The sequence below is a fragment of the Streptomyces sp. NPDC001351 genome, from assembly GCF_042896045.1.
GTDB lineage: Bacteria > Actinomycetota > Actinomycetes > Streptomycetales > Streptomycetaceae > Streptomyces.
Map to the genome: position 1 here is coordinate 53,286 of NZ_JBIAWS010000005.1, position 23,651 is coordinate 76,936.

The window sequence follows — 23,651 nt, forward strand, 5'->3', positions numbered from 1 at the left end:
GTTCGGGGGGTGGCGGCGCTATTCCTTGGTCGCTCCGGCGAGCATTCCGCTGACGAGGAAGCGCTGGGCGAAGAGGAACACGACGAGCACCGGTGTGATGGCCACGAGCGTCGCCAGTGCCAGTTGCGGGCGTTGGATGGCGAGGTTGCCGACGGTCGGGTTGAACGACGGCACGTTGCTGAGCAGACTGCCGACGCCCACCTGGACGGGCATCTGGTCGCTGTCGGGGAGCATCACGTAGGGCAGGAAGTAGTTCGTCCAGTTGGCGACGAAGCTGAAGAACCCGACCAGCGCGATGACGGGGGTCGCCAGCGGCAGGGCCACATGACGGAAGACACCGAACTCGGAGCAGCCGTCCATCCGTGCCGCGGCCAGGAGGTCCTTGGGCACGGCGGTGGTGAAGTAGATGTACGTCAGGTACACGCCGAACGGGTAGAACGAGTAGGGCAGGATGATCGACCACATCGTGCCGATCAGATGCACCGCGTTGATCTCCAGGAACAGCGGGACCACGAGGGTGGCGTTGGGCATCAGCATCACGACGAGGGTCGCGATCAGCAGGGTGTGCCGGCCGCGGAACTCGGTCATGGCCAGCGCGTATCCGGCGGGTATGGCCAGGCAGAGCGTGATGACCAGGGAGATCGCGGCGTAGAGGGCGGAGTTGCGCAGCCACAGCAGGATGGCGTCGTCCTGGAAGGCGGTGAGCGCGTGCCAGTTGGCTGTCAGCGCGTGCCAGGACCCGAAGGAGAGCGGGTTGTCGTGGACGAGTTGCTGGTCGGTCTTGGTCGCCGCGAGCAGCAGCCAGATCACCGGCAGCACGAAGAACACCACGAACACGGTGAGCACCGAGCTGGCCAGTAGCCGGGAGGCCACGTGCTGCGGGGGGCGGCGGCGCTTCCGTGGTTCCCCGTGTCGGGTTCGGCTCGTCGACTTCGCGCCCTGAGCGGTGAGAGGGGGAGTGGGCCGGGTCTTAGTCGGCATCGAAGAACCCCGATCGTGCGACGAAGACACCGGCGACCGACACGCTCACGACCAGGAGTTCGACCGAGACGGCGGCGGCGCCGTTGATGTTGTTCATCTGGAAGGCGAAGTCGTAGGTGAGCTGGTTGAGGGAGTAGTCGCGGCCGGCCACGCCGGTGCTGGCCAGGGAGAGCAGTTGCGGCTCGACGAAGAGCTGCGCTCCACCGGCGAAGGCCAGGATCACCATGTACACGATCCACTTGCGGAGCATGGGGATCTGCACCCGCCAGGCGGTCTGCCAGCCGTTCGCGCCATCGATGCGGGCGGCCTCCATGACGTCCTTGGGAATGTTGTTCAGCGCCCCGTACATGACGACGATCCAGCCGCCCGCGCCGGTCCAGAACGCGATGACCGTGAACAGCAGCGCCAGGTTGCCAGGGGCGATGACCTCGCCGAAGGTGTGAAAACCCAGCGTCCCGAGCAGGGAGCTGACCGGGCTGACCGTCGGGTCGAGCATGAACAGCCACACCAGCACGCTCGCGGCGCCGGCCAGGGCGCCGGGGATGTAGTAGAGGAAGCGCAGTGCCTGACTGAGCGGCCCGGAGGACAGCCGGTGCAGCAGGAGCGCCAGGACGACCACGAACACCACGAGCGAGAGGAGCCAGAAGACCAGGTACAGGGCCACATGACTCAGGGAGTCGACGAAGCGGAAGTCCTGTGCCGTGGTGACGAAGTTGGAGAGACCTGTGAAGGCCCCGCCGGCGTCGGTGAACGCGAAGTAGATCGCGTAACCGGTCGGTAGGACGCCGAAGGCGATCAGCAGCAGTACGTAGCCGGCGACGAATGCCATGCCGGCCCGGCTCTGCCGGGAGGTGCCGCGAGGGCGCCCCCGGACAGAGCCGGCCGAGGAGTGCGCGGAAGTCACTGGGCGACCTTGTATCCGTCGGCCTGGGCGTACTTGACGATCGAGTCCTGCCAGGCGGGCAACAGCGACTCGATGGTCTTGCCCTGCGTAAGACCGGGCTTGACGGTGGCGGCCCAGATCGCCTCCTGGCTGAACTGGCCCGAACCCCAGTCCGGCCACACCTGCGAGGAGGCGTCCTTGAGGGCACTCAGGTCACCGGCGAAGTACCCGGAGGCGGCCTGCGCCTTCAGCCAGTTCTCGGCGGCGGGCGCGTAGGCGGGGAAGCCGGGGGCCTTCGCGCCCTGGTAGGCGTTGTCGGTGGTCACCCAGGTCAAAAAGTCGGTGGCCGCCTTGATGTGGGTGGAGTGCTTGGACAGCAGCCAGGTGCCGCCGCCGACGTTGCCGGTGGAGGGTGAGGTGTCGCCCTGCCACTGCGGGATGGGCGCCACCGCGATCTGCTTGGCCGGGGTCTTGAGCCCGCTCTCGAAGACCGCGCCGCCGTACCAGGCCGGGCCCGGCATGAGCAGGACCTTCTTGGCCTTGTTCTTGTTGAAGTCGGTGCTGAAGACGCCGCTGATCGACATCGACTTGTTCTTGATGAGCACGTCCAGCAGCTTGGCCATCTTGGTGCAGGCCTCGCTGGTGGTGTTGACAGAGACGGCCTTGGGGCCGGTGATGTGGTTGGCACCGCACTTGCTCGCCCACAGGTAGATCTCCGGGGTGAAGGTGTCACCCGCGTCGCCCACCAGATAGCCGGGGTGCTCCTTGGCGACCTTCTCACCCAGCGCCTGGTACTGCTCCCAGGTCGTGGGGACCGTGTAGCCGAACTGCTTCAGCAGCGGCGCGTTGTACCAGAGCACCACCTGGGAGAGGTCGTTGCGCAGGCAGTAGAGGGTGCCGTCGACGGTGCAGACGTCGTTGGCCCCCTTGGCGAACCCGCCGAGCGTCGCGTCCGGGATCAGACCCTTGTTCAGCGGGGCGGCGAAGTTCGCGTCGACGGCCCAGCTCGCCTCGTTGTTCTGGGAGCTGAAGACGACATCCGGCCAGCCCTTGCCCGTACGGTTGAACAACTGGACCTTCGTCTGCAGGTAGTTGGAGCCATTGGCGTCACCGTCATAGCTGACGATGTGCAGCTTCACGCCCGGGTGCGACGCCTGGTACTGCTTCGCGGCAGCCAGCCGGGTCGCGTCCACCCACACCGTCAACGCCCCCTTGTCCTGGGCGGCCTGGGCGAATCCGTCCTTGGTAGTGCCGCCACCGGCACCGCCACCGCCACAGGCGGTCACGGTCAGCAACACGGTGGCCGCACAACCGGCCAGCAGGGTCGAGCGCCTCCTGCCGGACGGGCCTTTGTCGCGAGCCGAATCTTCGTTGACGGTCATGAGCGACTCCACTGGGTTTGCAGGCGCCCCGAGCAGATCGGGAGGTGGCGCGCGGATGGGGCGACGCCAGGCCGTCCCGGCCGGGCGTGCTGCGGTGGGCGGCTGTATGACCGCCGCTTTCGATGAAATTAGTCGCCTTATCTGGCCCACCGTCAAGGGTATGTGCAGCTTTTCTTGGACCCGTTGTGGACGTCCGTGGGGTGATCGGAGGCGGTCGTGCGCCGTAAAGGTGTTCTTTGCCGGATTCATCGGCAGATGCGTTTCTGTGCTGCACAGCGAGAATGAGTACGACTTATCTTGGTCTGAGGTATGATGTCGTTGGCTTCGCAGCGATCAGTCGCTGTCTCAGTAGTCACCCTGGAGGCGGAACCGATGAACGACACGCCCGCGACCGAAGCGGCCTTGCCGGAGCAGGCCGCTCCTGCCGCGCCACCGGCGGTGAACGGTGCGGGCGAACAGCGCGACTACCGCCCCGGCTACGAGATCGTGGCGGAGCGGATCCTCGAGTTCATCGCCGCGGCGCGGCTGCAGGCGGGTGACCGGCTCCCCACCGAGAACGACCTGGCCCAGACGCTCAACACCAGCAGGGCGGTGGTGCGGGAGGCCGTGAAGATCCTCTCCGCGCTGGGCCGGGTGCGGGCCCACAAGGGACGCGGGCTGTTCGTCGCGGACGACGAGGGGATGCTCATCACCAGCCGATGGGGAGGGTTCTTCCGTCCCGTCGACCTCGACCACGTCCTCATGCTGTTCGAGTTCCGCAGGGTTCAGGAGATGTCCGCGAGCAGCCTGGCGGCCACTCGTGCCACGCCGGCCGAACTGCGCACCATCGAGGTCGCGATGCAGCAGTGCCGCCACGGGTTCGAACACGGTCAAGTGGAGGTGTTCAACCAGGGGGACGACGACTTCCACGAGGCCGTCTCGGTCGCGTCGCACAATACGTTCCTGGTCAGTGCCGTGCGTGACGCGCGGCGTCTGCAGCGCCAGTCCAGCGCCATCGGTATTCACGACAGCTTCGGCACCGGTACGCGGCTCGCGGTCGAGGAGCACGAGGCGATCTACCGGGCCATTCGTGACGGCCGTCCCGACCAGGCGGCCGAAGCCACGGCGGTCCACCTCGACAGAACGCTGGAGGACTACCGGCGGGAGATCCAGCGGCGCCTGTTCGGGTAACCGGCCCGCAGCCGCTGCCCACCGACGCAACTGCCGCTGGTCGTCAGGCGCGGCAATCGGCTTCCGTCCCGTCTTCGGCGAGACCATCGTCCAGCTCTGGACCAACGGCAACGCCACGCCTCCGCTCCGGCTGACGCAACCCTGGCCGAGCAGTACGCCTACGAGGCCCAGGCCGCCGTGCGGGCAGTCCGGCGCTGGGTCCGTCGCTGTTCAGTCCCCGGCCCGTATCAGCCCGCTCTCGTAGGCGAAGATCACTGCGTGGATACGGTCGCGGAGGCCGAGTTTGGTCAGGATCCGGCCGAGGTGGGTCTTGACGGTCGTCTCCCCGACGAAGAGGCGGTCGGCGATCTCGCCGTTGGCGAGTCCCCGGGCGACCAGGGCGAGGACTTCCCGTTCCCGGTCGGTGAGCGCGGCCAGGAGTTCGCGCTGGGCGGACGCGGACGTGGGGGATTGCAGGACGAAGCGTTCGACCAGGCGCCGGGTGAGTGAGGGTGCCACCATGACCTCGCCCCGCAGCACCGCGCGGACGGTCACCAGGATCTCCTCGGCGGGGGCGTCCTTGACGAGGAAGCCGTTCGCGCCGGCGCGCAGGGCCGCGTAGGCGTACTCGTCGAGGTCGAAGGTGGTGACGACGAGGATCCGGGGACCGTGGGGCTGCGCGCAGAGGTGTTCGGTCGCGGCGAGCCCGTCCATCCCGGGCATGCGTACGTCCATCAGGACGAGGTCGGGCTCCAGGGCGCCCACACCCGCGATCGCCGCGTCGCCGTCGGCGGCCTCGCCCACCACGGTGAGATCGGGCTGGCTGTCGATGACCATGCGCAGTCCCATCCGGATCAGTTCTTGGTCGTCGCAGATCAGCACCCTGGACGACGGCGGGCTCTGGCCGGTCATGGGGTCGCCCTGGTGGGGGCGGGCTCGGTGGGGCGCAGGGAGGCGGTGACCCGGTAGCCCCCGTCGGGTGTGGGTCCGGCGTCGACGCTCCCGCCGTACAGGGCGGTGCGCTCGCGCATGCCGGTGAGTCCGTGACCGCAGGAGAGCGGTCGTGCGCGGTGATCCGGGACGGCTCCCGCTCCGGCCCCGGCCGAGTTCTCCACCCGGACGCGGACCAGCCGCCCGGGCCCCTCGGTGCCGGTGTGGACCCGCACGTGGATCGTGGCGTTCGACGGCGCGTGCTTGACGACGTTGGTGAGCGCCTCCTGCACGATGCGGTACGTCTGCATGGTGAGATCCGCCGGAAGGCCGCCTGGCTCTCCGCGAAGGTCAAGCCGGGCGCGTGTGCCGTTCGTGTTGAGGCGCCCGACCAGCCGCCGCAGGTCGGCCGAGAGGGACTCGCCGGCTCCACCGTTGCCGGGTCCGGGGCCGGGGTCGCCGGATGAAGCGTCGGCGTCAGGGGTGCGCAGCACCTCCAGCAGCCGGCGCAGTTCGTCCAGGGCCTCACGTCCGGTCGCGCTGATGACACTGAGGGTGCGGTCGACGACCGTGGGGTCGGTGTGCCGCATCAACCTGCCGCCTTCGGCGTTCAGCACCATCACGCTCACGCCGTGCGCGAGGACGTCGTGGATCTCGCGGGCGATGCGGGCCCGCTCCTCGGCGACGGCGACCCGGGCCAGAGCGAGGCGCTCCGACTCGGCGAGCGCGGCCCGCCGTTCGAACTCCTCGACATAGGCGCGCCGGGCACGGACGTATTCGCCGAACACCCAGGCCCCGGCCAGCAGGAGCCCCACGGCGAGCGGGGTGAGCCAGGCACCGCGGGCGCCCGGGCCCCCGTAGTCGCGCTGCCAGGCGGGAATCCACAGAACAACGCAGCCGGCGGCACAGATCACCATCGCCGCGGCGGCCCGGCGCAGGCCGCGTACCGTGAGGGTGGCCAGGACCGCGGCCAGGGCGACGGCGCCGCGTCCCGGTTCCTGCCCCCACACATGCCCGAGATACTGCGCCCAGAACGCGGCCGTCACCAGGGCCGCGACGAGCACCGGCCGACGGCGGCGCCACAGCAGGGGCAGTACCAGGGCGCCGTACACGACCGCCTGTACCCAGACCGGCCGCCAGCCCGGCTGCGGGCGGATCACCGGGGGCACGGCCACCAGCACGACCAGGAGCAGGTCCGTCAGCCACGGATGTCCGCGCCGCAGGCGGGGCAGGGTCTCGATCAGCCGATGCACCGCCTCACGCTACGGCCGGGGCCCGCTCCCCGGCATCGTCCTGGCGGGCGTCACGGGGTCCTCCCGCAGTCGTACGGACACCGGCCGGGGATACGACGTGCGGCCACCCAGGGCGTTTCCACCATGGCCGCCATGTCGATCTCCACCGAGTTCCTCAGACGACCCCTCATGACCGGTGCCGTGGCGGCCAGTTCACGACGACTGGCGTATGAGATGACCGAGGGCATCGGTCTGGAGCAGGCCCGAGTCGTGGCCGAGCTCGGCCCGGGGACCGGCGTGTTCACCGACGCGATCCTCGCCCGGCTCGCACCCGACGCACGGCTCGTCGCCGTCGAGCTCAACCCGGCGCTCGCCGCCCGGCTGTCAGCCACCCGGCGCGACAGTCGGCTGACCGTGGTGCAGGGTTCGGCGGCCGAACTGGCCGCCGCGGTGGGCGAACCGGTCGACGCGGTGGTCTCCGGGCTGCCGTGGACCGTCATGCCGCAGAGCCGGCGCGGCTGCATCCTGGACGCCGTGACCGAAGTCCTCGCGCCCGGTGGCCGGTTCACCACCTTCGCCTACCTGCACGCGGCCTGGTCCCCGCCCGCCCGTCAGTTCACCGGCGAACTGTCCCGCCGTTTCGACCGGTTGGAACGCTCGAAGACGGTGTGGGCGAACCTGCCGCCCGCTTTCGTGCACCGGGCCGCCCAGAGGCGATGACCGCGAGCAGACCCGCGAGAGCGAGGGCCACGACCGGAAAGAGCAGCGCGGGGGGGCATCGAGGTGAGGAACAAGGCCGGGCTGCTCGGACGTGGTCCGGGACAGCTTCAGGATCGCGGAGGGTGGTGGCGCCCGGGTTGGGTTGCCTGGAGCGCAACGACGCCTCCAGGCACCCGACTTCATGCTCTAGAAGAACCCAAGCTTCCGTGGGCTGTATGAAACCAGAACGTTCTTCGTCTGCTGGTAGTGCTCCAGCATCATCTTGTGCGTCTCGCGTCCGATCCCGGACTGCTTGTAGCCGCCGAACGCCGCGTGCGCCGGGTAGGCGTGGTAGCAGTTCGTCCACACGCGGCCCGCCTGGATCGCCCGGCCCGCCCGGTACGCGGTGTTGATGTCCCGTGTCCACACACCCGCACCGAGGCCGTACAGCGTGTCGTTGGCGATCTTGATGGCGTCGTCGAAGTCGTCGAAGGACGTCACGGAGACGACCGGGCCGAAGATCTCCTCCTGGAAGATCCGCATGCGGTTGTCGCCCTCGAAGATGGTGGGCTGGACGTAGTAGCCGCCCTTCAACTCGCCGTCGTGCTCGATGCGTTCACCGCCCGTGAGGACCCGGGCGCCTTCCTGGCGCCCGATGTCGAGGTAGGAGAGAATCTTCTCCAGCTGGTCGTTGGAGGCCTGGGCGCCGATCATGGTGTCGGTGTCCAGGGGGTGCCCGGGCTTGATCAGCTCGGTGCGGGCGACCGCCGCCTCGAGGAACTCGGCGTAGTTGCCGCGCTGGACGAGCGCCCGGGACGGGCAGGTGCACACCTCGCCCTGGTTGAGCGCGAACATGGTGAAGCCCTCGAGGGCCTTGTCCCGGAAGTCGTCGTTGTGCGCCCAGACGTCGTCGAAGAAGATGTTGGGCGACTTGCCGCCGAGCTCCAGGGTGACCGGCTTGATGTTCTCCGAGGCGTACTGCATGATCAGCCGCCCCGTGGTGGTCTCACCGGTGAACGCCACCTTCGCCACCCGCGGGCTGGACGCCAGCGGTTTGCCCGCCTCCACACCGAAGCCGTTGACGATGTTCACCACGCCCGGCGGCAACAGGTCCGCGATCAGGCTCATCCAGTAGTGGATGGAGGCCGGGGTCTGCTCGGCGGGCTTGATGACGACAGCGTTGCCCGCGGCGAGGGCCGGGGCGAGCTTCCACACCGCCATCAGGATCGGGAAGTTCCAGGGGATGATCTGCGCGACCACGCCGAGCGGCTCGTGGAAGTGGTACGCCACGGTGTCGTCGTCGACCTCGCCGAGCGAGCCCTCCTGCGCACGGATCGCGCCCGCGAAATAGCGGAAGTGGTCGATGGCGAGGGGGATGTCGGCGGCCAGCGTCTCACGCACCGGCTTGCCGTTCTCCCAGCTCTCGGCGACCGCCAGCTTCTCGAGGTTCGCCTCCATCCGGTCGGCGATCTTCAGCAGGACGGTGGAGCGCTCGGTCACCGAGGTGCGGCCCCAGCCGGGGGCGGCCGCGTGCGCCGCGTCCAGCGCCCGCTCCACGTCCTCCGCCGTGCCGCGCGCCACCTCCGTGAACGGCTGCCCGTTCACCGGCGACGGGTTCTCGAAGTACTGTCCGCGGGCCGGCGGCACGTACTCGCCCCCGATGAAGTGGTCGTAGCGCGCCTGGTAGGAGACGATCGCGCCCTCGGTGCCGGGCGCCGCGTAACGGGTCATGCTGCTCTGCCTCCCTCGAAGCGCTGCCCGCCGTTGGGCAGCTCCCGTCGGGAGGCTAGGGACGGCGACGTTGCAACTACGTTGCCGCGAGCGCCCGGGCCCCGCGCGGGGGCTACGCCGGTGCGGCGGCCGATGACCCCGGGCCAGGCGGCCGTTGTGGCCGGCGTGTCCTTCAGCGCGCTCAGCCGGGTTCGGTATGGCCGGCGGGGCGTGGCGGGTGATCAGCGCCGTGTGCCGGCAGTGCTGCGTCGCCGTGGTTCCCCGGCGGCCGGTGCCGTCAACTCGCCCTCCAGTGCTGCCAGTCGGGCTCGGACCGGCGGCGTCGGGCGGAGCACGGCGAGAGCCCGCCACACGTCGAGGTCGTCCTCGCCCCAGGGCGCGTGCGCCCAGTCGGCCAGCAGGTCGGGGTCGCGGCGGGCGATCAGCGCCGTACGCAGGGCGTCGGCGAGTCGGTGCCTGAGCCGCACCACCGCCGGGGCCCGGGAGCCGGGCAGCAGCGGACCCGCGTACGCCGTCGCGGCCGCCGTGACCGCTCCGGTCTCCAGCCGCCGCTCGACGACGGCCACGTCGCACTCGACGGGCACGGTCAGCCGGTACGGCCGCGACGCCAGCAGCCCCGGGCCCAGCACCCTGCGCAGCCGGGCCAGTTCGGCGCGCAGCGTCACCGGCGTCACCGACTCGTCCTCGTACAGCGCGCACAGCAGCTCGTCGCCGGTCAGCCCCTCCGGATGACGGGCCAGCAGGACGAGGATCTCGCTGTGCCGGCGGCTGAGCCTGATCCTGCGCCCGCCGGTGAGCAGGTGCGCCTCGTCCCGGCCCAGCGTTGTCAGCTCGGGCGTGTCGGCGGCGGGCCGCTCCGGGGTGAGCAGCGCCAGCTGGGACTCGGCGGCGCGTGCGACCGCCTGCACGAAGCCCAGGCTGTGCGGATGCGCGAGACCGTCACCGCCGGTGATGTCCACGGCGCCGAGCACTCGCCCGGTGCGCGGATCGTGCACCGGAGCCGCCGCGCACGTCCAGGGCTGCACCTGACGGATGAAGTGCTCGGCCGCGAAGACCTGCACCGGCCGGTCGACGGCGACCGCGGTCCCCGGCGCGTTGGTGCCCATGGCCGTCTCCGCCCAGCGGGCACCCGGCACGAAGTTCATCCGCCCCGCATTCCGCCGCGTGGCCGCATGACCCTCGACCCACAGCAGCCTGCCGTTGGCGTCGCACACCGCGAGCAGATGCTCCCCGTCGGCCGCGAACGTCCCCATCAGCTCACGGAACAGCGGCATCACCCGCGCCAGCGGATGCTCGGCCCGGTAGGCGCCGAGGTCTCCGTCCACCAGCTCCACGCTCGCCGTGCCGTCGGGCCCCACGCCGGCCCGGGCGGACCGCCGCCACGACTCTGCCACCACCGAACGCACCGGACGCGTCACCGTGCCCGCCTCGGTGAACGTCTCGTGCGCGCGACGCAGCATCCGCGCGTGCTCGGCAGGGTCGGCCCCCGGCTCCAGGGCCACCCACGGATCGGACAACTCGGCCTCCCCGAGAGGTGATGCGGCTGAGGACATCGTCACTCCCGGTGCGCGCCCCGACAACCGTTTCGACCAGGCCACCCGAATGACGGCCGCCCACCGGGCCAACGCTCCTCCCGCCGGGGCCGGCCGTCTCCCCACGCGGTCAGCCGGCGCCGACGAGCTTCATGTAGCGCCTCCAGTCCCAGTGGGGCCCGGGATCGGTGTGGTTCGTCCCCGGCACCTCGTAGTGCCCGATGATGTGGTCCCGGTCCTTGGGGATGCCGTACTTGGTGCAGATCGCCGCGGTGAGTCTGGCCGACTGTTCGTACAGGGCGTCGGTGAAGTACGCGGGCCGGTCCACCCAGCCCTCGTGTTCGATGCCGATGCTGCGCGTGTTGTAGTCCCAGTCGCCCGCGTGCCAGGCGATGTCGGCCTCCCGCACGCACTGCGCCACATGCCCGGCCGTCGAGCGCACCAGGTAGTGCGCGGTCACCTTCTTCTCCGGGTTCTGGAAGATGGCGAGCGTCTTGGCGTACGTCTCCTGCGTGACATGGATGATCACCATGTCGAGGGGATAGGACGCGGGACGGTCCGACGCCGTGTAGTTGGACCTGCTCGCCGGCTGCCACTCCGCGCCCGGGTAGTCGACGGCCTGGTCCTGCGCCCCGGCCGGCGCGTCGGGAAGTAACGCGTACGGGACGGCGGCCAGGGCGGCGCCCTTCAGGAACCACCTTCTGGATGTGCTCGGTCCTGCCCGTTCCATGACGCCGTGCCTTTCGATCAGTGGGGGGGGCTCAGCCCCGCAAAGTCGTCGCGACCTCGCGCAGCTGAGCGTGCACGCCGCGATGAGTCTCGCGCGCGGGCAGCCACTGTTTGCGGATCTTGGCCACACAGGTGTAATTGGTGTCGCACACATTGGCCAGCGGTGACTCGACCGCCTGGGTCGCGAACTGGTAGGCGTCCAGCTCACTGAAGCCGTAGTCGCGCACCAGCCACTGCACCAGGTCGAGCTGCGATATCCGGAAGGCGTCCTCCAGCGGGCGGGCCGATCCCGTCGAGATGATGTGCGTGTCCGACTCGATGCGCGGCCAGGGCGTGGCGAGCCCCTTGAGCAGTTCCACGATCACCACGGTGTTCATCGCGCACTCCACGGCGACCCCGCAGGTCTCGCCCTCGCCCTGCCGCGCGTGCCCGTCGCCGAGGCTGAGCAGCGCGCCCTCCACATTCACCCCGAGGTAGCAGGTCACACCGGCCCGCATCTCGGGCGTGTCCATGTTGCCGCCGTGCGCGTCGGGCACCAGGGCCGAACGGACCTCGAGGTTGGCGGGGGCCACGCCCACCGTGCCGTGCATCGGGTCCATGGGCAGCTCGGCCTCGATGTCACTGTCGTGCGCCCGGAACAGCGCCGTACGCCGGGCGCGGTCGAGCTGCCAGATCCACACCGTCTCCGGCAGCGGCGGCTGGAGCGTGGCCGTGGTGTGCGTGGAGGTGAGCGCACCGAACAGCGGGACTGTGGTCGACGCGGCCCAGTCGCGGGCCGGTTCGACGGACACGAAGTGCACGGCGACGGTGTCACCCGGCTGGGCACCCTCGACGTAGAACGGCCCGGTCTGCGGATTGAGGAAGGGGAACTCGCACACCTCGGACACCAGGTCCTTCTCGGAGCGCACCCGGCCGGCGAAGCAGTCCTCGGTGTAGAGGTCGAGGACAGTGCCGGGCGCGATGCGTGCCACGGGCGGTGCGCCGCCGAACGTCCAGGCGTACTCGCCCGGCTCGGGCCGGACGGTCAGGATGCGGGGGTCGCTCATGGGCGTGCTGCTCCGTTCTGCGCAGGATCGGTGGGGGAGGAGTCGTCGAGGTGGACGCGGGCGGTCTCGGATATCCGCTCGGGATGCCGCCGCATCAGCACCAGCAGCACCACGACGCCGGCAGCCATCCACACGGCGACGATCGGCCCGGCGTAGGACACCGGCGCGGTCAGCTCGGTGACGAAGTCGAAGGCGGGCAGGCCCGCCGCGGTCAGCAGCGCGGGCACGAACGCGACGATGCCGAGCAGCGGCAGCAGCAGATGCCGTACCGGTTTGAGCAACTCACGTCTGCGGCGCAGGAAATAGCCGGCGCAGGCGAGGTTGACGACGATGTAGACGCCGATCACGACCGTGACGATCACCGTGGCGAGCAGCAGGAAGGCCGTCACCGGGTCGTAGCCGAATCCGAGCCCCAGTACGGCACCGACCGCCACCACGCTCTGCACCGCGATTCCGACGACGGGGGAGCGGTATCTGGGGTGGAGCGCGGCGAGAAGGCGGGGCAGGACGCGGATGCGCGCCAGGGCGTAGGCGGTCCGGGTCGAGACGTTGGCGCACGCGTTGGCGTTGGCGATCGTCGAGTTCACCACGGCCAGGAACACCAGCACCCAGAACAAGCCGAACGACGCCCGTGCCACACCGTCCCAGGACGCGGCGCCGGAGGCCCCGAACCTCGCGAACCGGTCCGGCCCGAAGTACACCGTCATGGCGTAGGTCGTGACCACGTAGAACAGGCCGATCCCGAGCGCCGCGCCGAGCACCGCGCGGTGCATCGTGCGGCGCGGCTCGCGGGTCTCCTCGGCGAGCGGCGCCGCGGCCTCGAACCCCGCGAAGGCCAGCACCGTGTACACCGACCCGGCGAAGACCCCGCTGACCCCTTGATAGTCCTCGGCCGTGTGTGAAGTGCCGAACACGGAAAGGGTGTTGTGCGCTCCCGCCTTGCCGATCAGCCAGACGGCGAACACCAGGAAGACCAGCACCTCGAAGACGCCCAGGACGGTGCCGAAGCGGGCCGATGCACGCACCCCGAAGTACCCCGCGGCCGCGATGATCGCCGCACCCGCGAGCGCCCAGGGCCACCACAGATCCGCGGGATACGAGGACCACTCCTGGTGCAGCGTGCCCGCCGTGGTGAAGCCGAGCTGCAGAAGCAGCAGCGGCGGCACCAGCGCCTCCACGAAAACATAGCCCCAGCCCACGAGGAAGCCGACCGCCGGATGCAGGCCCCGCGCCGCATACGTCGACACCGAGCCCGCCGCCGGGAGCTCACGCGCCAGCTCGGCCACGCAGGACGCGGTGAACAGGCACGCCACCAGCGCGATCAGCACGGCCAGCGGCAGACTCCCGCCGGCGAAGGCCGCACCCGAAGGAATGGACGCGGCGACGGCTGCGGCCGGCGCCATGGCCGTGATGCTCTGGAACAGCACCTCGCGCAGCCCGATCGCGTCGCGCCTGAGACCTGCGTCCACCGCCACATCCCCCGACATGTGAATCCCCCTCAATCCACGCCGACTTGCCCGACGCCGCCCGACCCTGCGGGAGTGCCTCGCGTGAATCACGGTACGGCGCTTGCGAGTTGGGCAGAAGGGCGCAGCGTGCTTCGGTGGACGACGGCCCGAATGTGGAAAACCCGGCCACCCGTACGGGTGAGGCCGATCGGCTGGGAGCGTTCTACCGCGTACGCCGCAGGCTTGCCGAGAGATGGTGCTGCAACGGCCGGCCGACCGCCGCCAGGTCGAAGGCGAAGGTCAGGGCGCCGTCGTCGGCGAGGGTGTAGCGGCGGCGGGTGGCGGTGACGTCCTTCGCGGTGGGGGTGAGGGCCACGTTGTGGGTGGAGAGGTCGACCGTGCCCTCGCCCACCTGGCCGACGGCGATCTCCGCGATCCCCGTGGGCTGGGTGATCAGCGCCTCCACCCGTCGCTCGGGCTGAAGCCGCCACCAGCCGCTCTCCCGGGCCGCCGGACGCAGCGGCGCGCCGTCGGCATCGAGCAGCCAGGCCCGGGCCTCGTAGCGGAGGAAGGGGCGCCCGTCATGGCTGAAGACGACCTCCTGCCCGTACGCGAAGTCCCCGTCGAGCGTCGGGTAGCCGCCCTCGCCGCGGCCCCGCCATGTGCCCAGGAGACCGAGCACGGGCGCCAGCAGCGGGTGCGGTGCGGGCGGTGCGTCCGGCCGGGGGCTGTCGGGGTACGGGTGCTCAGCTGCGGGGTCGAACACGGTTTGCGCTCCTAGGGTCGGACCGTTGCCGGGGAAAGCCTAGGACGGGTGGCGGGTGCTGATGCGGAACCACTGCGCGGGTGCCGGGATCAGGCTCGTTCGGCCACCGCTTAGGGGTCCGCGATCACGCCCGTTCGGCGACCGCCGTGGGGTCGTCCAGCACCGCCCGCACCACCGAGTGAGCCGCCCCCAGAAGCGGCCCCTCCGGGCCCAGCCGCGACACGGACACCGGACAGGCCGGGCCCGCGGTGCGCCGGTCCAACTCGGCCTCCAGCGACGGCAGCAGCCAGGGCGCGAGCCCGGCCAGCGCCCCGCCCAGCACCACGCTCTCGGGGTCCAGCAGATTGACCGCTCCGGTCAGCGCGATGCCGAGCGCCCTGCCCGCTTCGCGCAGCGCACCCCGTACGTCCTCGTCGCCCTCGGCCGCCCGGCCCGCCAGCAGTCCGACACGGTCCTCGCCCGGCTCCAGGCCGGCCGCACGCAGCACCGCCTCCTCACCGGCGTACTGCTCCAGACAGCCGCGCCCGCCGCACGGGCACGCGGGCCCCTCCGGCTGCACCGGCACATGCCCCAACTCGCCCGCGAATCCGCGCGTTCCGCGCAGCAGCCCCCCGGCCACGACGACCGCCGCGCCGATGCCGATCTCCGCCGACACGTGCAGGAAGTCGTGCGGGGTGCGCTCGCCGAGCCAGAGTTCGGCGAGCGCACCGAAGTTGGCCTCGTTGTCGACGGTCAGCGGGATGTCCGTGGGCAGCAGCGCCCCGATGTCGGTGTCGTGCCAATCCAGATTCGGGGCTCGTACGACGGTGCGGGCGTCGCGCGCCACCAGGCCCGGCACGGCGACCGCGAGCCCCGCGGGCCACAGTCCCTCGCGCTCCGCCTCGGCGACCACCCGACGTACCAGCCCGGTGAGTTCCTCGGTGACCGGTTCGGGCAGGCGGCCGCGGTTCGCGCCGTGCAGCACGGCACGCGCGCGTACCTGTCCGCGCAGGTCGACCGCGCAGACCGCGAGGTGGTCCACACCGATCTCGGCGCCGATGCCGGCGGGTCCGCGCCCGCTGACGGTGAGCGCCGAGCCGGGACGTCCCACCCGTCCGGGCCGCTCGGGGCCCAGCTCCTCGAGCAGCCCGGTGCGTATGAGTTCGTCGACGAGGGTGGACACCGCGGCCCGGGTCAGTCCGATGCGCGAGGCCACGGCGGCACGGGAGAGCGGTCCCTCGGCGCTGACGGTGTGCATCACCCGGGCCAGATTCCGGCGGCGCATGCCCTGCTGGGTGTCGGGCAGCGCCCTCCCCGGTCCGGCCGGGTGGGCCTCGTGCAGCGGTGCGGTCATGCCCCCGTCCTCAGCTGTCGATGCTCCGCTCCAGCAGCGGGGCCGCGTCGGAGAGTACCCCGGCGATCCTCGCCAGCGTCGCCTCGTCCCGCTCCACGGCCTCCAGCACCGGGCCCGCGGCGGTGTTCCAGCGCCGGGCGACCGCGGCCGGATCCTCCCCGGTCAGCAGGCCCGCCGCCTGCGCCGCGGCGCCCAGCGCGACCAGCTCCTTGGCCTGGGGCACCTGGACCGGGCGGCCCGACAGGCGGCGTACGGTCTGCTGCCAGGCCGTGCCCCGGGCGCCGCCACCGATCAGCAGCAGCGGGACGGAGCGGTCCGCGTCCGCGTCGAGGACCAGGTCGAGCGCTCCGAGCAGGGAGTGCACGGCGCCGTCGTAGGCGGCCTGCAGGAGCTGGCCGCCGGTGGTGTCGTGCCGCAGCCCGTGCAGCAGGCCGGAGGCGCCGGGAAGGTTGGGGGTGCGCTCGCCGTCCAGATAGGGCAGGAGTGTGACGGCGGTGGTCGGCTCGACGGCCTCGCGGTCCAGGCCCAGCAGCGTCGCGACGCGGTCCACGGCGAGCGTGCAGTTCAGGGTGCAGGCCAGCGGCAGCCAGTCGCCGTGGGCGTCGGCGAAGCCCGCCACCGTGCCGGTCGGGTCGGCCGGGCGCCGCTTGGAGACCGCGTACACCGTGCCCGACGTGCCCAGGCTGAGCACCGGGGTGCCGGGACGCAGCCCGAGGCCCAGTGCCGCGGCGGCGTTGTCACCCGTCCCCGGAGCGACCAGGGTGCCCTTGGAGAACGGCAGGTCGTGACTGTCGCGCACGGTGCCGGCCACCTCGCCGGGCCGGACCACCCGGGGCAGCAGCGCCGGATCGAGCCCCACGTGCGCAAGGGTCTCCTCGTCGTAGGACTCCGTCCCCGAAGCCCACCAGCCGGTGCCGGAGACATCGCCGCGGTCGGTCGTGCCCTGCCCGGTCAGCCGCTCGGTGAGGTAGTCGTGGGGCAGGCGCACCGCCCTGGTGGCGCGGACCGCCTCGGGCTCGTTCTCGGCCAGCCAGGCCCACTTGGTGACCGTGAAGGACGGGCCGGGCACGCTTCCGGTGCGCTCCGCCCAGGCCTTCGGTCCGCCCAGCTCCTCGACCAGGCGGCGGGCCTGCGGTGCCGAGCGCACGTCGTTCCACAGCAGCGCCGGGCGCACCGGCTCGCCCCGCTCGTCCAGCGTGACCAGGCCGTGCTGCTGCCCGCCGATCGAGACCGCGGCGGCCTCGTGCGCCGCGTCGCCACACTGGTCGAGCGCCTGGCACAGGGCGTCCCACCACTGGCGCGGGTCGCTCTCGTGGCCGGCCCCGGAGGAGACCGTGTGCGGTGCCTGGCCGCTCGCTACGACCTGACCGGTGGCCGCGTCGACGACGAGCGCCTTGGTGGACTGGGTGGACGTGTCCACGCCGATGACGAGCGGACCCTCGGCTGCTGACATCGTGCTCTCCCTTTTTCCGCGGCTCTGCGGGCTCTGACCTGCTGGTTCGAGGGTTCCCGGGCCACAGCGACCCGGAACCTCACCCCTTCGGGGACATCTTGTCCCTTCCCAGGGATGCGTCCGCATACTAATTTGTAAACCGCCATGACGAAATAGTCGTAAGGCAACGGTCGCAAACGAGCAAGGAGCCGCGGCATGAGTTACCAGCCCACCCCCGAGGACAGGTTCACCTTCGGCCTGTGGACCGTCGGCTGGCAGGGAAGGGACCCGTTCGGCGACGCCACGCGGCGTGCCCTCGACCCGGTCGAGACGGTGCAGCGCCTGAGCGAGCTCGGCGCCTACGGGGTCACCTTCCACGACGACGATCTGATTCCCTTCGGGTCCTCCGACAGCGAGCGCGAGTCCCACATCAAGCGCTTCCGTCAGGCCCTCGACACGACCGGCATGACCGTGCCGATGGCCACCACCAACCTCTTCACCCACCCCGTCTTCAAGGACGGCGCGTTCACCGCGAACGACCGCGAGGTGCGCCGCTACGCCCTGCGCAAGACCATCCGCAACATCGACCTCGCCGTCGAGCTGGGCGCGAAGACCTACGTCGCCTGGGGCGGCCGCGAGGGCGCCGAGTCCGGCGCCGCCAAGGACGTACGCGTCGCCCTCGACCGCATGAAGGAGGCCTTCGACCTCCTCGGCGAGTACGTCACCTCCCAGGGCTACGACCTGAAGTTCGCCATCGAGCCCAAGCCGAACGAGCCCCGCGGCGACATCCTGCTGCCCACCGTCGGCCACGCCCTCGCGTTCATCGAGCGCCTTGAGCGCCCCGAGCTCTACGGCGTCAACCCCGAGGTCGGCCACGAGCAGATGGCCGGACTGAACTTCCCGCACGGCATCGCGCAGGCCCTGTGGGCGGGCAAGCTCTTCCACATCGACCTCAACGGGCAGTCCGGCATCAAGTACGACCAGGACCTGCGCTTCGGCGCCGGCGACCTGCGCGCCGCGTTCTGGCTGGTCGATCTCCTGGAGAGGGCCGGTTACGCGGGCCCGAAGCACTTCGACTTCAAGCCGCCGCGGACCGAGGACCTCGACGGCGTGTGGGCCTCGGCCGCCGGCTGCATGCGCAACTACCTGATCCTCAAGGAGCGCGCGGCCGCCTTCCGCGCCGACCCGGAGGTCCAGGAGGCCCTGCGCGCCTCGCGCCTGGACCAGCTCGCCCAGCCGACCGCCGCCGACGGCCTCGAGGCCCTGCTCGCCGACCGCAGCGCCTTCGAGGAGTTCGACGTCGAGGCGACCGCCGCGCGCGGGATGGCCTTCGAGCACCTCGACCAGCTGGCCATGGACCATCTGCTGGGGGCTCGTGGCTGAACGGCACGCGTGCGCGTGCGCGCACGGGCTTGATCCGTATGCGCACGCGCGCGTGCCGGAGCGATCCCCGCGCGGAATGCCCCGGAACCGTCCGGTCCATGGCATGGGGCCGTACCAACTTCCGTCCGGGGGTCGCCGCCTGCCCGATGTGCGGCGACTCTGGACGGTATGGCCACACCGCCGGTACCGCCTCAACCGCCCGGACCGCCGGGTGACACCCCGCCACCGGGCGGCGGGTTCGGACCGCCTCCGACCTACGGTGACTGGCAGCCGCCCCCTCCGCCACCCAGGCGGCGGCGCAATCCGCTCTTCGTCCTCCTGGTCGCTCTCGCGGCCGTCGCCGCAGTGGTCGTCGTCGTCCTGATGGCCTCCGGCCACGACGACTCGCCCGACAAGAAGGTGCCCGACGACACCAGCGCCAGCTCCGGCCGCACCTCGTCGCCGTCCCTGGGCATCCCGACGGAACTGCCGAGCAAGCTGCCCAGCAGGCTCCCTTCGAGGCTGCCCAGCGAACTGCCGAGCGGTGTCCCGAGCGACCTGAAATCGCTGATCCCCTCCCTGGGAGGCCTCGATCTGCCGTGACATGAGGTCGAGCATGGGGAGAAGACACCACGCGCCGCCAACGGCCTAGCGAAGGCGAGTTCAGGGAGGTTACTGTCCGCAGGCTCGACCCGGATACTGGGAACATGCAACTCGTCTTCTTCATGACCTTGCCCGGGCTGGTCATCGTGCTGACCCTGCTGGCCTTCGTCGACCAGCTGCTGATGCGCGCGGGGCGGGCCGGAGCGCTGCCGTGGCGGAACAGCGCCCGTCAGGGGCAGATATCGGCGACCGGATTCGAGCAACTGCACGCGAGCCTTTCCCCGGGCAAGCAGCACGAGCTGAAGGAGCGGCAGTCGTCGCTGGTCATGCCGGACAACGAGGATGACGGGGCCCCGCCGAACAGGACCACGGTGGACCTGACCGCGGGGACGGCGGTCATACGGATGCCGCGCTCCGGCCGGTAGGAGTGCCGATCGGCGACGCGTGGGAACTGGCCGGCCCGCGCTCCCGCACTGCCTGCCGCTTCGAACCCGTCGGGTCGCGCTCGAACTGCTGCCCGCAGCCGATCGGGACATGGACGGAACCTGCCGATCGAGCACGTCCACGACCGTCCGTCACCGCTTCAGGCAGTACCGGGAGGTGATGGCCTCGAGGCCCTGCCTGCCCGGGGCGCTCGCGCAGGGACATGTGGAGATCCTGCCATCTCCTGGGACTTGGCCGACCCTCGTGGGATAGTGCTGGTATCCAACTGGGATGCCGAGGCAGCACGGGGGTGCGGATGCCCGACCGATTCAAGCCACTCACCGACGAGGACCCGAAGACGGTCGGCGGCTACGAGTTACGAGCCCGCCTCGGAGCGGGTGGCATGGGGCGCGTATATCTCGCTTTCACTCCCGGCGGCCGGGCTCTCGCGGTCAAGGTCGTGCGGCCCGACTACGCCGAGGACGACGAGTTCCGCCGCCGGTTCCGCAAGGAGATCGACGCCGCGCAACGGGTGCAAGGTCTCTATACCGCCCCCGTCGTAGACGCGGACAGCGAGGCGCCCCTGCCCTGGCTGGCCACCGCCTATGTGCCGGGGCCCTCGCTGCACCAGGCCGTCATGGAACACGGACCGCTCCCATTGCTCACCGTGTTCCGGCTCCTCGGGGGCGTCGCCGAAGGACTCACCGCGATCCATGCGTGCGAGCTGATCCATCGCGATCTCAAACCGGCCAACATCCTGCTCGCGGACGACGGCCCCCGCGTCATCGACTTCGGCATCGCCCACGCCGCGGATGCCACCACTCTCACCAGCACTCATGTGCGCGTCGGCACACCCGCCTTCATGGCGCCCGAGCAGATCCGCGGCCCCTCCTCGAGCCCTGCCACGGATGTGTTCGCCCTGGGGAATCTTGCGGTGTTCGCCGCGACGGGACGTACCGCCTTCGGCGAGGGGAATCCGGAGGCCCTGTTCTATCGGATCATCAACGAGGATCCAGAGCTGGGCGGTTGCCCCACCGAACTCCGTGTCACCGTCGAGCCGTGTCTTGCCAAGGAGCCCGGGGAGCGGCCTCCCGTCGGCGAGATCATGGAATACGCGCGCCACCGGACCCGGGGCGAGACGATGCGCCTCGCCGGGTCCTGGCTGCCCGAACCCGTGGCGACGTCGCTGGCCGGATACCGCACGGCGAGGTACGGGAAGACCGCCACGACGAACAAGGTGGATTCCACCACCACGGCGAAGCCGGCAGGGGCTGCCACCGGGGCCAAGAAGGCCGCGTCCACCACCCAGGCGAAGAAGGCCGAGGCCACCACACAGCCCAAGGCCAGGCCCGCCGAGAACAACCCGAAACCCCCTGTGAATCAAGGGAGTTCGGGCGGCACGGTGATCGGCTGGCTGGCCGGGATCGCGGTGGTCGTGGTCCTCATCATCGGGCCGCAGAAGGTGCTCGACTGGGTCAAGTCTGACGGTAAGGCATCGGCTTCGCCGGGGTATTCGGCACCGACGTACGCGCAGCCGACGGATCTCGCGACCGACACGGACACAGCCACAGCCACAGCCACGGGCACCGACACGGGTGCGCTGCCCACCGAGGAGGAGACGACCGATCCGGGCTGTGACCGGGCCAACCAGGCGATCGCGAGCGACAACGAAACCTTCGACAAGGCGTCCGCGGCCTCATTGAGCTCCCTCGCGTCGAACCTCGACGCGGCTGCGGACGTCGCGGACGACCCCGAGGTGAACTCCGCGATCCGTGCCCTCGCCAATGACAGCCGGTCCATGAGCGACAGCGCGTCCGGGGCGCAGTCCGCGATCGACCGGAACGACGCTGCTCAGGGCCAGGTCTACACGGACGCTTTCAGTGCCGGAGTGAAGCAGTGGGAGAAGGACGCAGACACCTTCAAGTCCCTTTGCGCCTGACTGGGCGCCATCGGACCAGTCGACCTTGGCGGCCTGGAACGCCACGTCCGGTGTTGCGGCGCTTCGTCGGCGCCGTCGCGGTCGGCGTGGCCCTGGCCGCAATCTCGGGATGCGCCGTTTCCCCCGAGTGCGCCCCTTTACGTGGGCAGCGGCGACGTCAACAAGCAGGTGACGGTGGGCTCATGGACCACCGACCGCCCCCTCGCACCGGGCCTCGCCACCTGGACCCTCGACTCTCCGGCCGCCGGCTGGACCACCACCGAATCACCGAGACGGTGCCTGCGGGCCTCCGCGGAGCGGGGCGATCGCTTCCGCCGGGAGACCAGGAGGACTGGCGAGGACTGGCAGGGACCGGCTCGACTGTTCGCCATTTCGTCGGCGGGCCGATGGGTCGTTGGCCATATCTGATGGGTGGGGGCGTGGCGCGGTGAGGGTGCCCGGCTCCGTCAACCGCCCTGCTCGTTGCACTTGCGCCGTCCATGCCAAGGCTCTATAACGTCTCCTGCAGGTATCGGCGGGGATGGCCGGAAATGGCAGTTGCCGCCGACCAGGGGGGATCCTCGGCTCCGTCGCCATCGGCACCAGTGCCCACAGACCGACGGAGACCGAACCATGACCAACGACGCATATCGCGCTGCCCTGACCCGTCTGGCCGTCGACCCGGCGTTCCGTGCCGAACTCGACGGCGACACCGGTGAGGTGGCGCGAAGACTCGGCCTGTCGCCCGCCCAGGTCGCCGAACTCCGCTCCCTCCGCGTCGAGTCCGCCACCGACGGGGGGCCGGCCGCTCTCGACCCACGGCTGTCCAAGTCGTCCTTGTTCTTCGGAAGCGCGGCGCACGCGCTGGCGCATCACGACATCTCGGCTGACCACGCCGTCCCGGTCGACCACCAGGCCGCGGTGACGCACGAGGCCTCCACGACCCATGCCGTCCCGTCGGAGCAGGTCTCCGGCGACCACCATGACGGTGCCCCGGCCTCCACCGAGCAGGGCTACGACCTGTCAGGTCCCGCCGAGGGCCAGGAGGGCGCCGTCGGCCTGGGCGCGGCCGCCACCGGCACCCACAGCCTGCTCGGCGGCCCCCTGCTGGACCAGTCCCCGGCCGAAGCGGCCGGCGAGCTGGGCCAGATCGGCAGCTTCGGTGACTTCGGAGGGTTCGGCGAGCATGCCGGCGGCGGCGCCGAGGGGGGCTTCGGTGATTTCGGCGCCGGGGGCGACGGCGGGTTCGGCGAGGGTGGCCTCGGCGGCGACGGCTTCGGTGACGGCGGTGCCGGTTCCGGTGGGTTCGGCGATCTCGGGGGCCATGGCGGCTTCGGCGGTGCAGGCGGGGATGGCGGGGACGCCGGTCACTTCGGCCACGATGGCATCTACGACCGTGACGGCGGCGAAGGCGGCGAAGGCGGCGGGGGCGAGGGTGGCGGTGGCGAGGGCGGTGGCGGTGAGGGCGGTGGTGACCCGGAGAACAGCAACCGTCCCAGCGGTGGTGGTGGCCACGGCGGCGGCGAGGGTGGCGGTGGCGGTGAGGGCGGTGGCGACCCCGAAAACAGCAATCGCCCCGGCGGTGGTGGTGGCCACGGTGGTGGCGAGGGTGGCGGTGGCGGTGAAGGCGGCGGCGACCCCGAAAACAGCAACCGTCCCAGCGGTGGCGGTGGCCACGGCGGCGGCGAAGGTGGCGGTGGCGGTGAGGGCGGCGGCGACCCCGAAAACAGCAATCGCCCCAGTGGCGGTGGTGGCCACGGTGGTGGCGAGGGTGGCGGTGGCGGTGAAGGCGGCGGCGACCCCGAGAACACCAACCGTCCCAGCGGTGGCGGTGGCCACGGCGGCGGTGACGGTGGGGGCGACGGAAACGGCGCAGGCAGCCAGGAGAACGTCGGTCGGCGTCCCGGCGGTGCCGGCGAGCCCGGCGGCGGGAACCGCATCATCGTCCAGGGCGGCCTGCCCGCCTCGGGCGAGAGTGACAACAGTGCCCACATCATCGTCCAGGGCGGACTGCCCGCCTCCAGCCTCGGAAACGCCGCCACGCATCTGCCGGACTCCGGCCCCGCCGCGGA

At 70.9% G+C, this 23,651-nt stretch carries 20 protein-coding genes; 6 read left to right on the forward strand and 14 right to left on the reverse strand.

The window, feature by feature from the left end; all coding sequences use genetic code 11:
• Positions 1 to 18: 18 nt before the first annotated feature.
• The 3 genes from ACFY1U_RS19135 to ACFY1U_RS19145 all read right to left on the reverse strand — a co-directional run bounded on the left by ACFY1U_RS19135 (position 19) and on the right by ACFY1U_RS19145 (position 3,246).
• Positions 19 to 873 (reverse strand): carbohydrate ABC transporter permease, encoded by an 855-nt coding sequence (locus tag ACFY1U_RS19135; protein WP_390695281.1) that lies wholly within the window; start codon positions 871 to 873, stop codon positions 19 to 21.
• Positions 874 to 970: 97 nt separating this feature from the next.
• Positions 971 to 1,885, reverse strand: a complete 915-nt coding sequence (locus ACFY1U_RS19140; RefSeq protein WP_390695282.1) for a carbohydrate ABC transporter permease — start codon at positions 1,883 to 1,885, stop codon at positions 971 to 973.
• The gene (locus ACFY1U_RS19145; RefSeq protein WP_390695283.1) at positions 1,882 to 3,246 is read right to left on the reverse strand and encodes an ABC transporter substrate-binding protein; all 1,365 of its coding nucleotides are present in this window, start codon (positions 3,244 to 3,246) and stop codon (positions 1,882 to 1,884) included. Before ACFY1U_RS19145 ends, ACFY1U_RS19140 begins: the two co-directional genes overlap by 4 nt.
• Before the next feature lie 372 nt (positions 3,247 to 3,618).
• Between ACFY1U_RS19145 and ACFY1U_RS19150 the strand changes: the two genes are divergently transcribed.
• Positions 3,619 to 4,416 carry a FadR/GntR family transcriptional regulator gene (locus ACFY1U_RS19150; protein ID WP_390695284.1) on the forward strand — a complete coding sequence of 266 codons (798 nt, stop codon included), beginning with the start codon at positions 3,619 to 3,621 and terminating at the stop codon, positions 4,414 to 4,416.
• A 210-nt stretch (positions 4,417 to 4,626) separates the two neighbouring features.
• Here the strand turns inward: ACFY1U_RS19150 and ACFY1U_RS19155 are convergent, their stop codons facing one another.
• Positions 4,627 to 5,307 (reverse strand): response regulator, encoded by a 681-nt coding sequence (locus tag ACFY1U_RS19155; RefSeq protein ID WP_390695285.1) that lies wholly within the window; start codon positions 5,305 to 5,307, stop codon positions 4,627 to 4,629.
• Positions 5,304 to 6,578 carry a sensor histidine kinase gene (locus tag ACFY1U_RS19160; protein ID WP_390695286.1) on the reverse strand — a complete coding sequence of 425 codons (1,275 nt, stop codon included), beginning with the start codon at positions 6,576 to 6,578 and terminating at the stop codon, positions 5,304 to 5,306. The genes ACFY1U_RS19155 and ACFY1U_RS19160 overlap by 4 nt, the downstream gene beginning before the upstream one ends.
• A 132-nt stretch (positions 6,579 to 6,710) precedes the next feature.
• Here ACFY1U_RS19160 and ACFY1U_RS19165 point away from each other — a divergent pair, with 132 nt between their 5' ends.
• Positions 6,711 to 7,277 carry a class I SAM-dependent methyltransferase gene (locus ACFY1U_RS19165; protein ID WP_390695287.1) on the forward strand — a complete coding sequence of 189 codons (567 nt, stop codon included), beginning with the start codon at positions 6,711 to 6,713 and terminating at the stop codon, positions 7,275 to 7,277.
• A gap of 186 nt (positions 7,278 to 7,463) precedes the next feature.
• On the opposite strand, the gene ACFY1U_RS19170 is transcribed toward ACFY1U_RS19165, so the two are convergent.
• The 8 genes from ACFY1U_RS19170 to xylB form a co-directional block, all read right to left on the reverse strand.
• Positions 7,464 to 8,987, reverse strand: coding sequence for an aldehyde dehydrogenase family protein (locus ACFY1U_RS19170; protein WP_390695288.1), 1,524 nt, complete (start codon positions 8,985 to 8,987; stop codon positions 7,464 to 7,466).
• Between the two features lie 221 nt (positions 8,988 to 9,208).
• The gene (locus tag ACFY1U_RS19175) at positions 9,209 to 10,540 is read right to left on the reverse strand and encodes a GAF domain-containing protein (RefSeq protein WP_390695289.1); all 1,332 of its coding nucleotides are present in this window, start codon (positions 10,538 to 10,540) and stop codon (positions 9,209 to 9,211) included.
• A 109-nt stretch (positions 10,541 to 10,649) separates the two neighbouring features.
• Positions 10,650 to 11,249, reverse strand: coding sequence for an N-acetylmuramoyl-L-alanine amidase (locus ACFY1U_RS19180; protein ID WP_390695290.1), 600 nt, complete (start codon positions 11,247 to 11,249; stop codon positions 10,650 to 10,652).
• Between the two features lie 31 nt (positions 11,250 to 11,280).
• A complete protein-coding gene (locus tag ACFY1U_RS19185; protein ID WP_390695291.1) occupies positions 11,281 to 12,294 on the reverse strand; it encodes an acetamidase/formamidase family protein in 1,014 nt (337 codons plus the stop codon).
• Positions 12,291 to 13,781 carry an APC family permease gene (locus tag ACFY1U_RS19190; protein ID WP_390695292.1) on the reverse strand — a complete coding sequence of 497 codons (1,491 nt, stop codon included), beginning with the start codon at positions 13,779 to 13,781 and terminating at the stop codon, positions 12,291 to 12,293. Before ACFY1U_RS19190 ends, ACFY1U_RS19185 begins: the two co-directional genes overlap by 4 nt.
• A 184-nt stretch (positions 13,782 to 13,965) precedes the next feature.
• Positions 13,966 to 14,508: an FABP family protein gene (locus ACFY1U_RS19195; protein ID WP_390695293.1), complete on the reverse strand. Its 543-nt coding sequence runs from the start codon at positions 14,506 to 14,508 to the stop codon at positions 13,966 to 13,968.
• 124 nt (positions 14,509 to 14,632) lie between these two features.
• A complete protein-coding gene (locus ACFY1U_RS19200; RefSeq protein ID WP_390695294.1) occupies positions 14,633 to 15,841 on the reverse strand; it encodes an ROK family protein in 1,209 nt (402 codons plus the stop codon).
• A gap of 10 nt (positions 15,842 to 15,851) precedes the next feature.
• Entirely contained in the window at positions 15,852 to 17,294 is a 1,443-nt protein-coding gene (gene xylB, locus ACFY1U_RS19205; protein ID WP_390695295.1) for a xylulokinase, read from the reverse strand.
• A 195-nt stretch (positions 17,295 to 17,489) separates the two neighbouring features.
• Between xylB and xylA the strand changes: the two genes are divergently transcribed.
• The 4 genes from xylA (at position 17,490) to ACFY1U_RS19225 (ending at position 21,600) form a co-directional block, all read left to right on the forward strand.
• Entirely contained in the window at positions 17,490 to 18,656 is a 1,167-nt protein-coding gene (xylA, locus tag ACFY1U_RS19210; RefSeq protein WP_390695296.1) for a xylose isomerase, read from the forward strand.
• Between the two features lie 168 nt (positions 18,657 to 18,824).
• On the forward strand, positions 18,825 to 19,238 hold the full coding sequence (locus ACFY1U_RS19215) for a hypothetical protein (RefSeq protein WP_390695297.1): 414 nt from the start codon (positions 18,825 to 18,827) through the stop codon (positions 19,236 to 19,238).
• Between the two features lie 104 nt (positions 19,239 to 19,342).
• Positions 19,343 to 19,663, forward strand: a complete 321-nt coding sequence (locus tag ACFY1U_RS19220; RefSeq protein WP_390695298.1) for a DUF6191 domain-containing protein — start codon at positions 19,343 to 19,345, stop codon at positions 19,661 to 19,663.
• A gap of 314 nt (positions 19,664 to 19,977) precedes the next feature.
• On the forward strand, positions 19,978 to 21,600 hold the full coding sequence (locus ACFY1U_RS19225; RefSeq protein WP_390695299.1) for a serine/threonine-protein kinase: 1,623 nt from the start codon (positions 19,978 to 19,980) through the stop codon (positions 21,598 to 21,600).
• A 1,002-nt stretch (positions 21,601 to 22,602) separates the two neighbouring features.
• Here ACFY1U_RS19225 and ACFY1U_RS19230 read toward each other — a convergent pair.
• The gene (locus ACFY1U_RS19230; protein ID WP_390695300.1) at positions 22,603 to 23,571 is read right to left on the reverse strand and encodes a hypothetical protein; all 969 of its coding nucleotides are present in this window, start codon (positions 23,569 to 23,571) and stop codon (positions 22,603 to 22,605) included.
• Positions 23,572 to 23,651: the final 80 nt, after the last annotated feature.

Excerpts from the sequence above, each read along its gene's own strand:
- ACFY1U_RS19220 (WP_390695298.1), top strand. The coding sequence starts at position 19,343 with ATGCAACTCGTCTTCTTCATGACCTTGCCCGGGCTGGTCATCGTGCTG.
- ACFY1U_RS19155 (WP_390695285.1), bottom strand. The coding sequence starts at position 5,307 with ATGACCGGCCAGAGCCCGCCGTCGTCCAGGGTGCTGATCTGCGACGAC.
- xylB (WP_390695295.1), bottom strand. The coding sequence starts at position 17,294 with ATGTCAGCAGCCGAGGGTCCGCTCGTCATCGGCGTGGACACGTCCACC.
- ACFY1U_RS19150 (WP_390695284.1), top strand. The coding sequence starts at position 3,619 with ATGAACGACACGCCCGCGACCGAAGCGGCCTTGCCGGAGCAGGCCGCT.
- ACFY1U_RS19145 (WP_390695283.1), bottom strand. The coding sequence starts at position 3,246 with ATGACCGTCAACGAAGATTCGGCTCGCGACAAAGGCCCGTCCGGCAGG.
- ACFY1U_RS19225 (WP_390695299.1), top strand. The coding sequence starts at position 19,978 with ATGCCCGACCGATTCAAGCCACTCACCGACGAGGACCCGAAGACGGTC.
- ACFY1U_RS19200 (WP_390695294.1), bottom strand. The coding sequence starts at position 15,841 with ATGACCGCACCGCTGCACGAGGCCCACCCGGCCGGACCGGGGAGGGCG.
- ACFY1U_RS19185 (WP_390695291.1), bottom strand. The coding sequence starts at position 12,294 with ATGAGCGACCCCCGCATCCTGACCGTCCGGCCCGAGCCGGGCGAGTAC.
- ACFY1U_RS19170 (WP_390695288.1), bottom strand. The coding sequence starts at position 8,987 with ATGACCCGTTACGCGGCGCCCGGCACCGAGGGCGCGATCGTCTCCTAC.
- ACFY1U_RS19175 (WP_390695289.1), bottom strand. The coding sequence starts at position 10,540 with ATGTCCTCAGCCGCATCACCTCTCGGGGAGGCCGAGTTGTCCGATCCG.
- ACFY1U_RS19180 (WP_390695290.1), bottom strand. The coding sequence starts at position 11,249 with ATGGAACGGGCAGGACCGAGCACATCCAGAAGGTGGTTCCTGAAGGGC.
- ACFY1U_RS19215 (WP_390695297.1), top strand. The coding sequence starts at position 18,825 with ATGGCCACACCGCCGGTACCGCCTCAACCGCCCGGACCGCCGGGTGAC.
- xylA (WP_390695296.1), top strand. The coding sequence starts at position 17,490 with ATGAGTTACCAGCCCACCCCCGAGGACAGGTTCACCTTCGGCCTGTGG.
- ACFY1U_RS19190 (WP_390695292.1), bottom strand. The coding sequence starts at position 13,781 with ATGTCGGGGGATGTGGCGGTGGACGCAGGTCTCAGGCGCGACGCGATC.
- ACFY1U_RS19165 (WP_390695287.1), top strand. The coding sequence starts at position 6,711 with ATGTCGATCTCCACCGAGTTCCTCAGACGACCCCTCATGACCGGTGCC.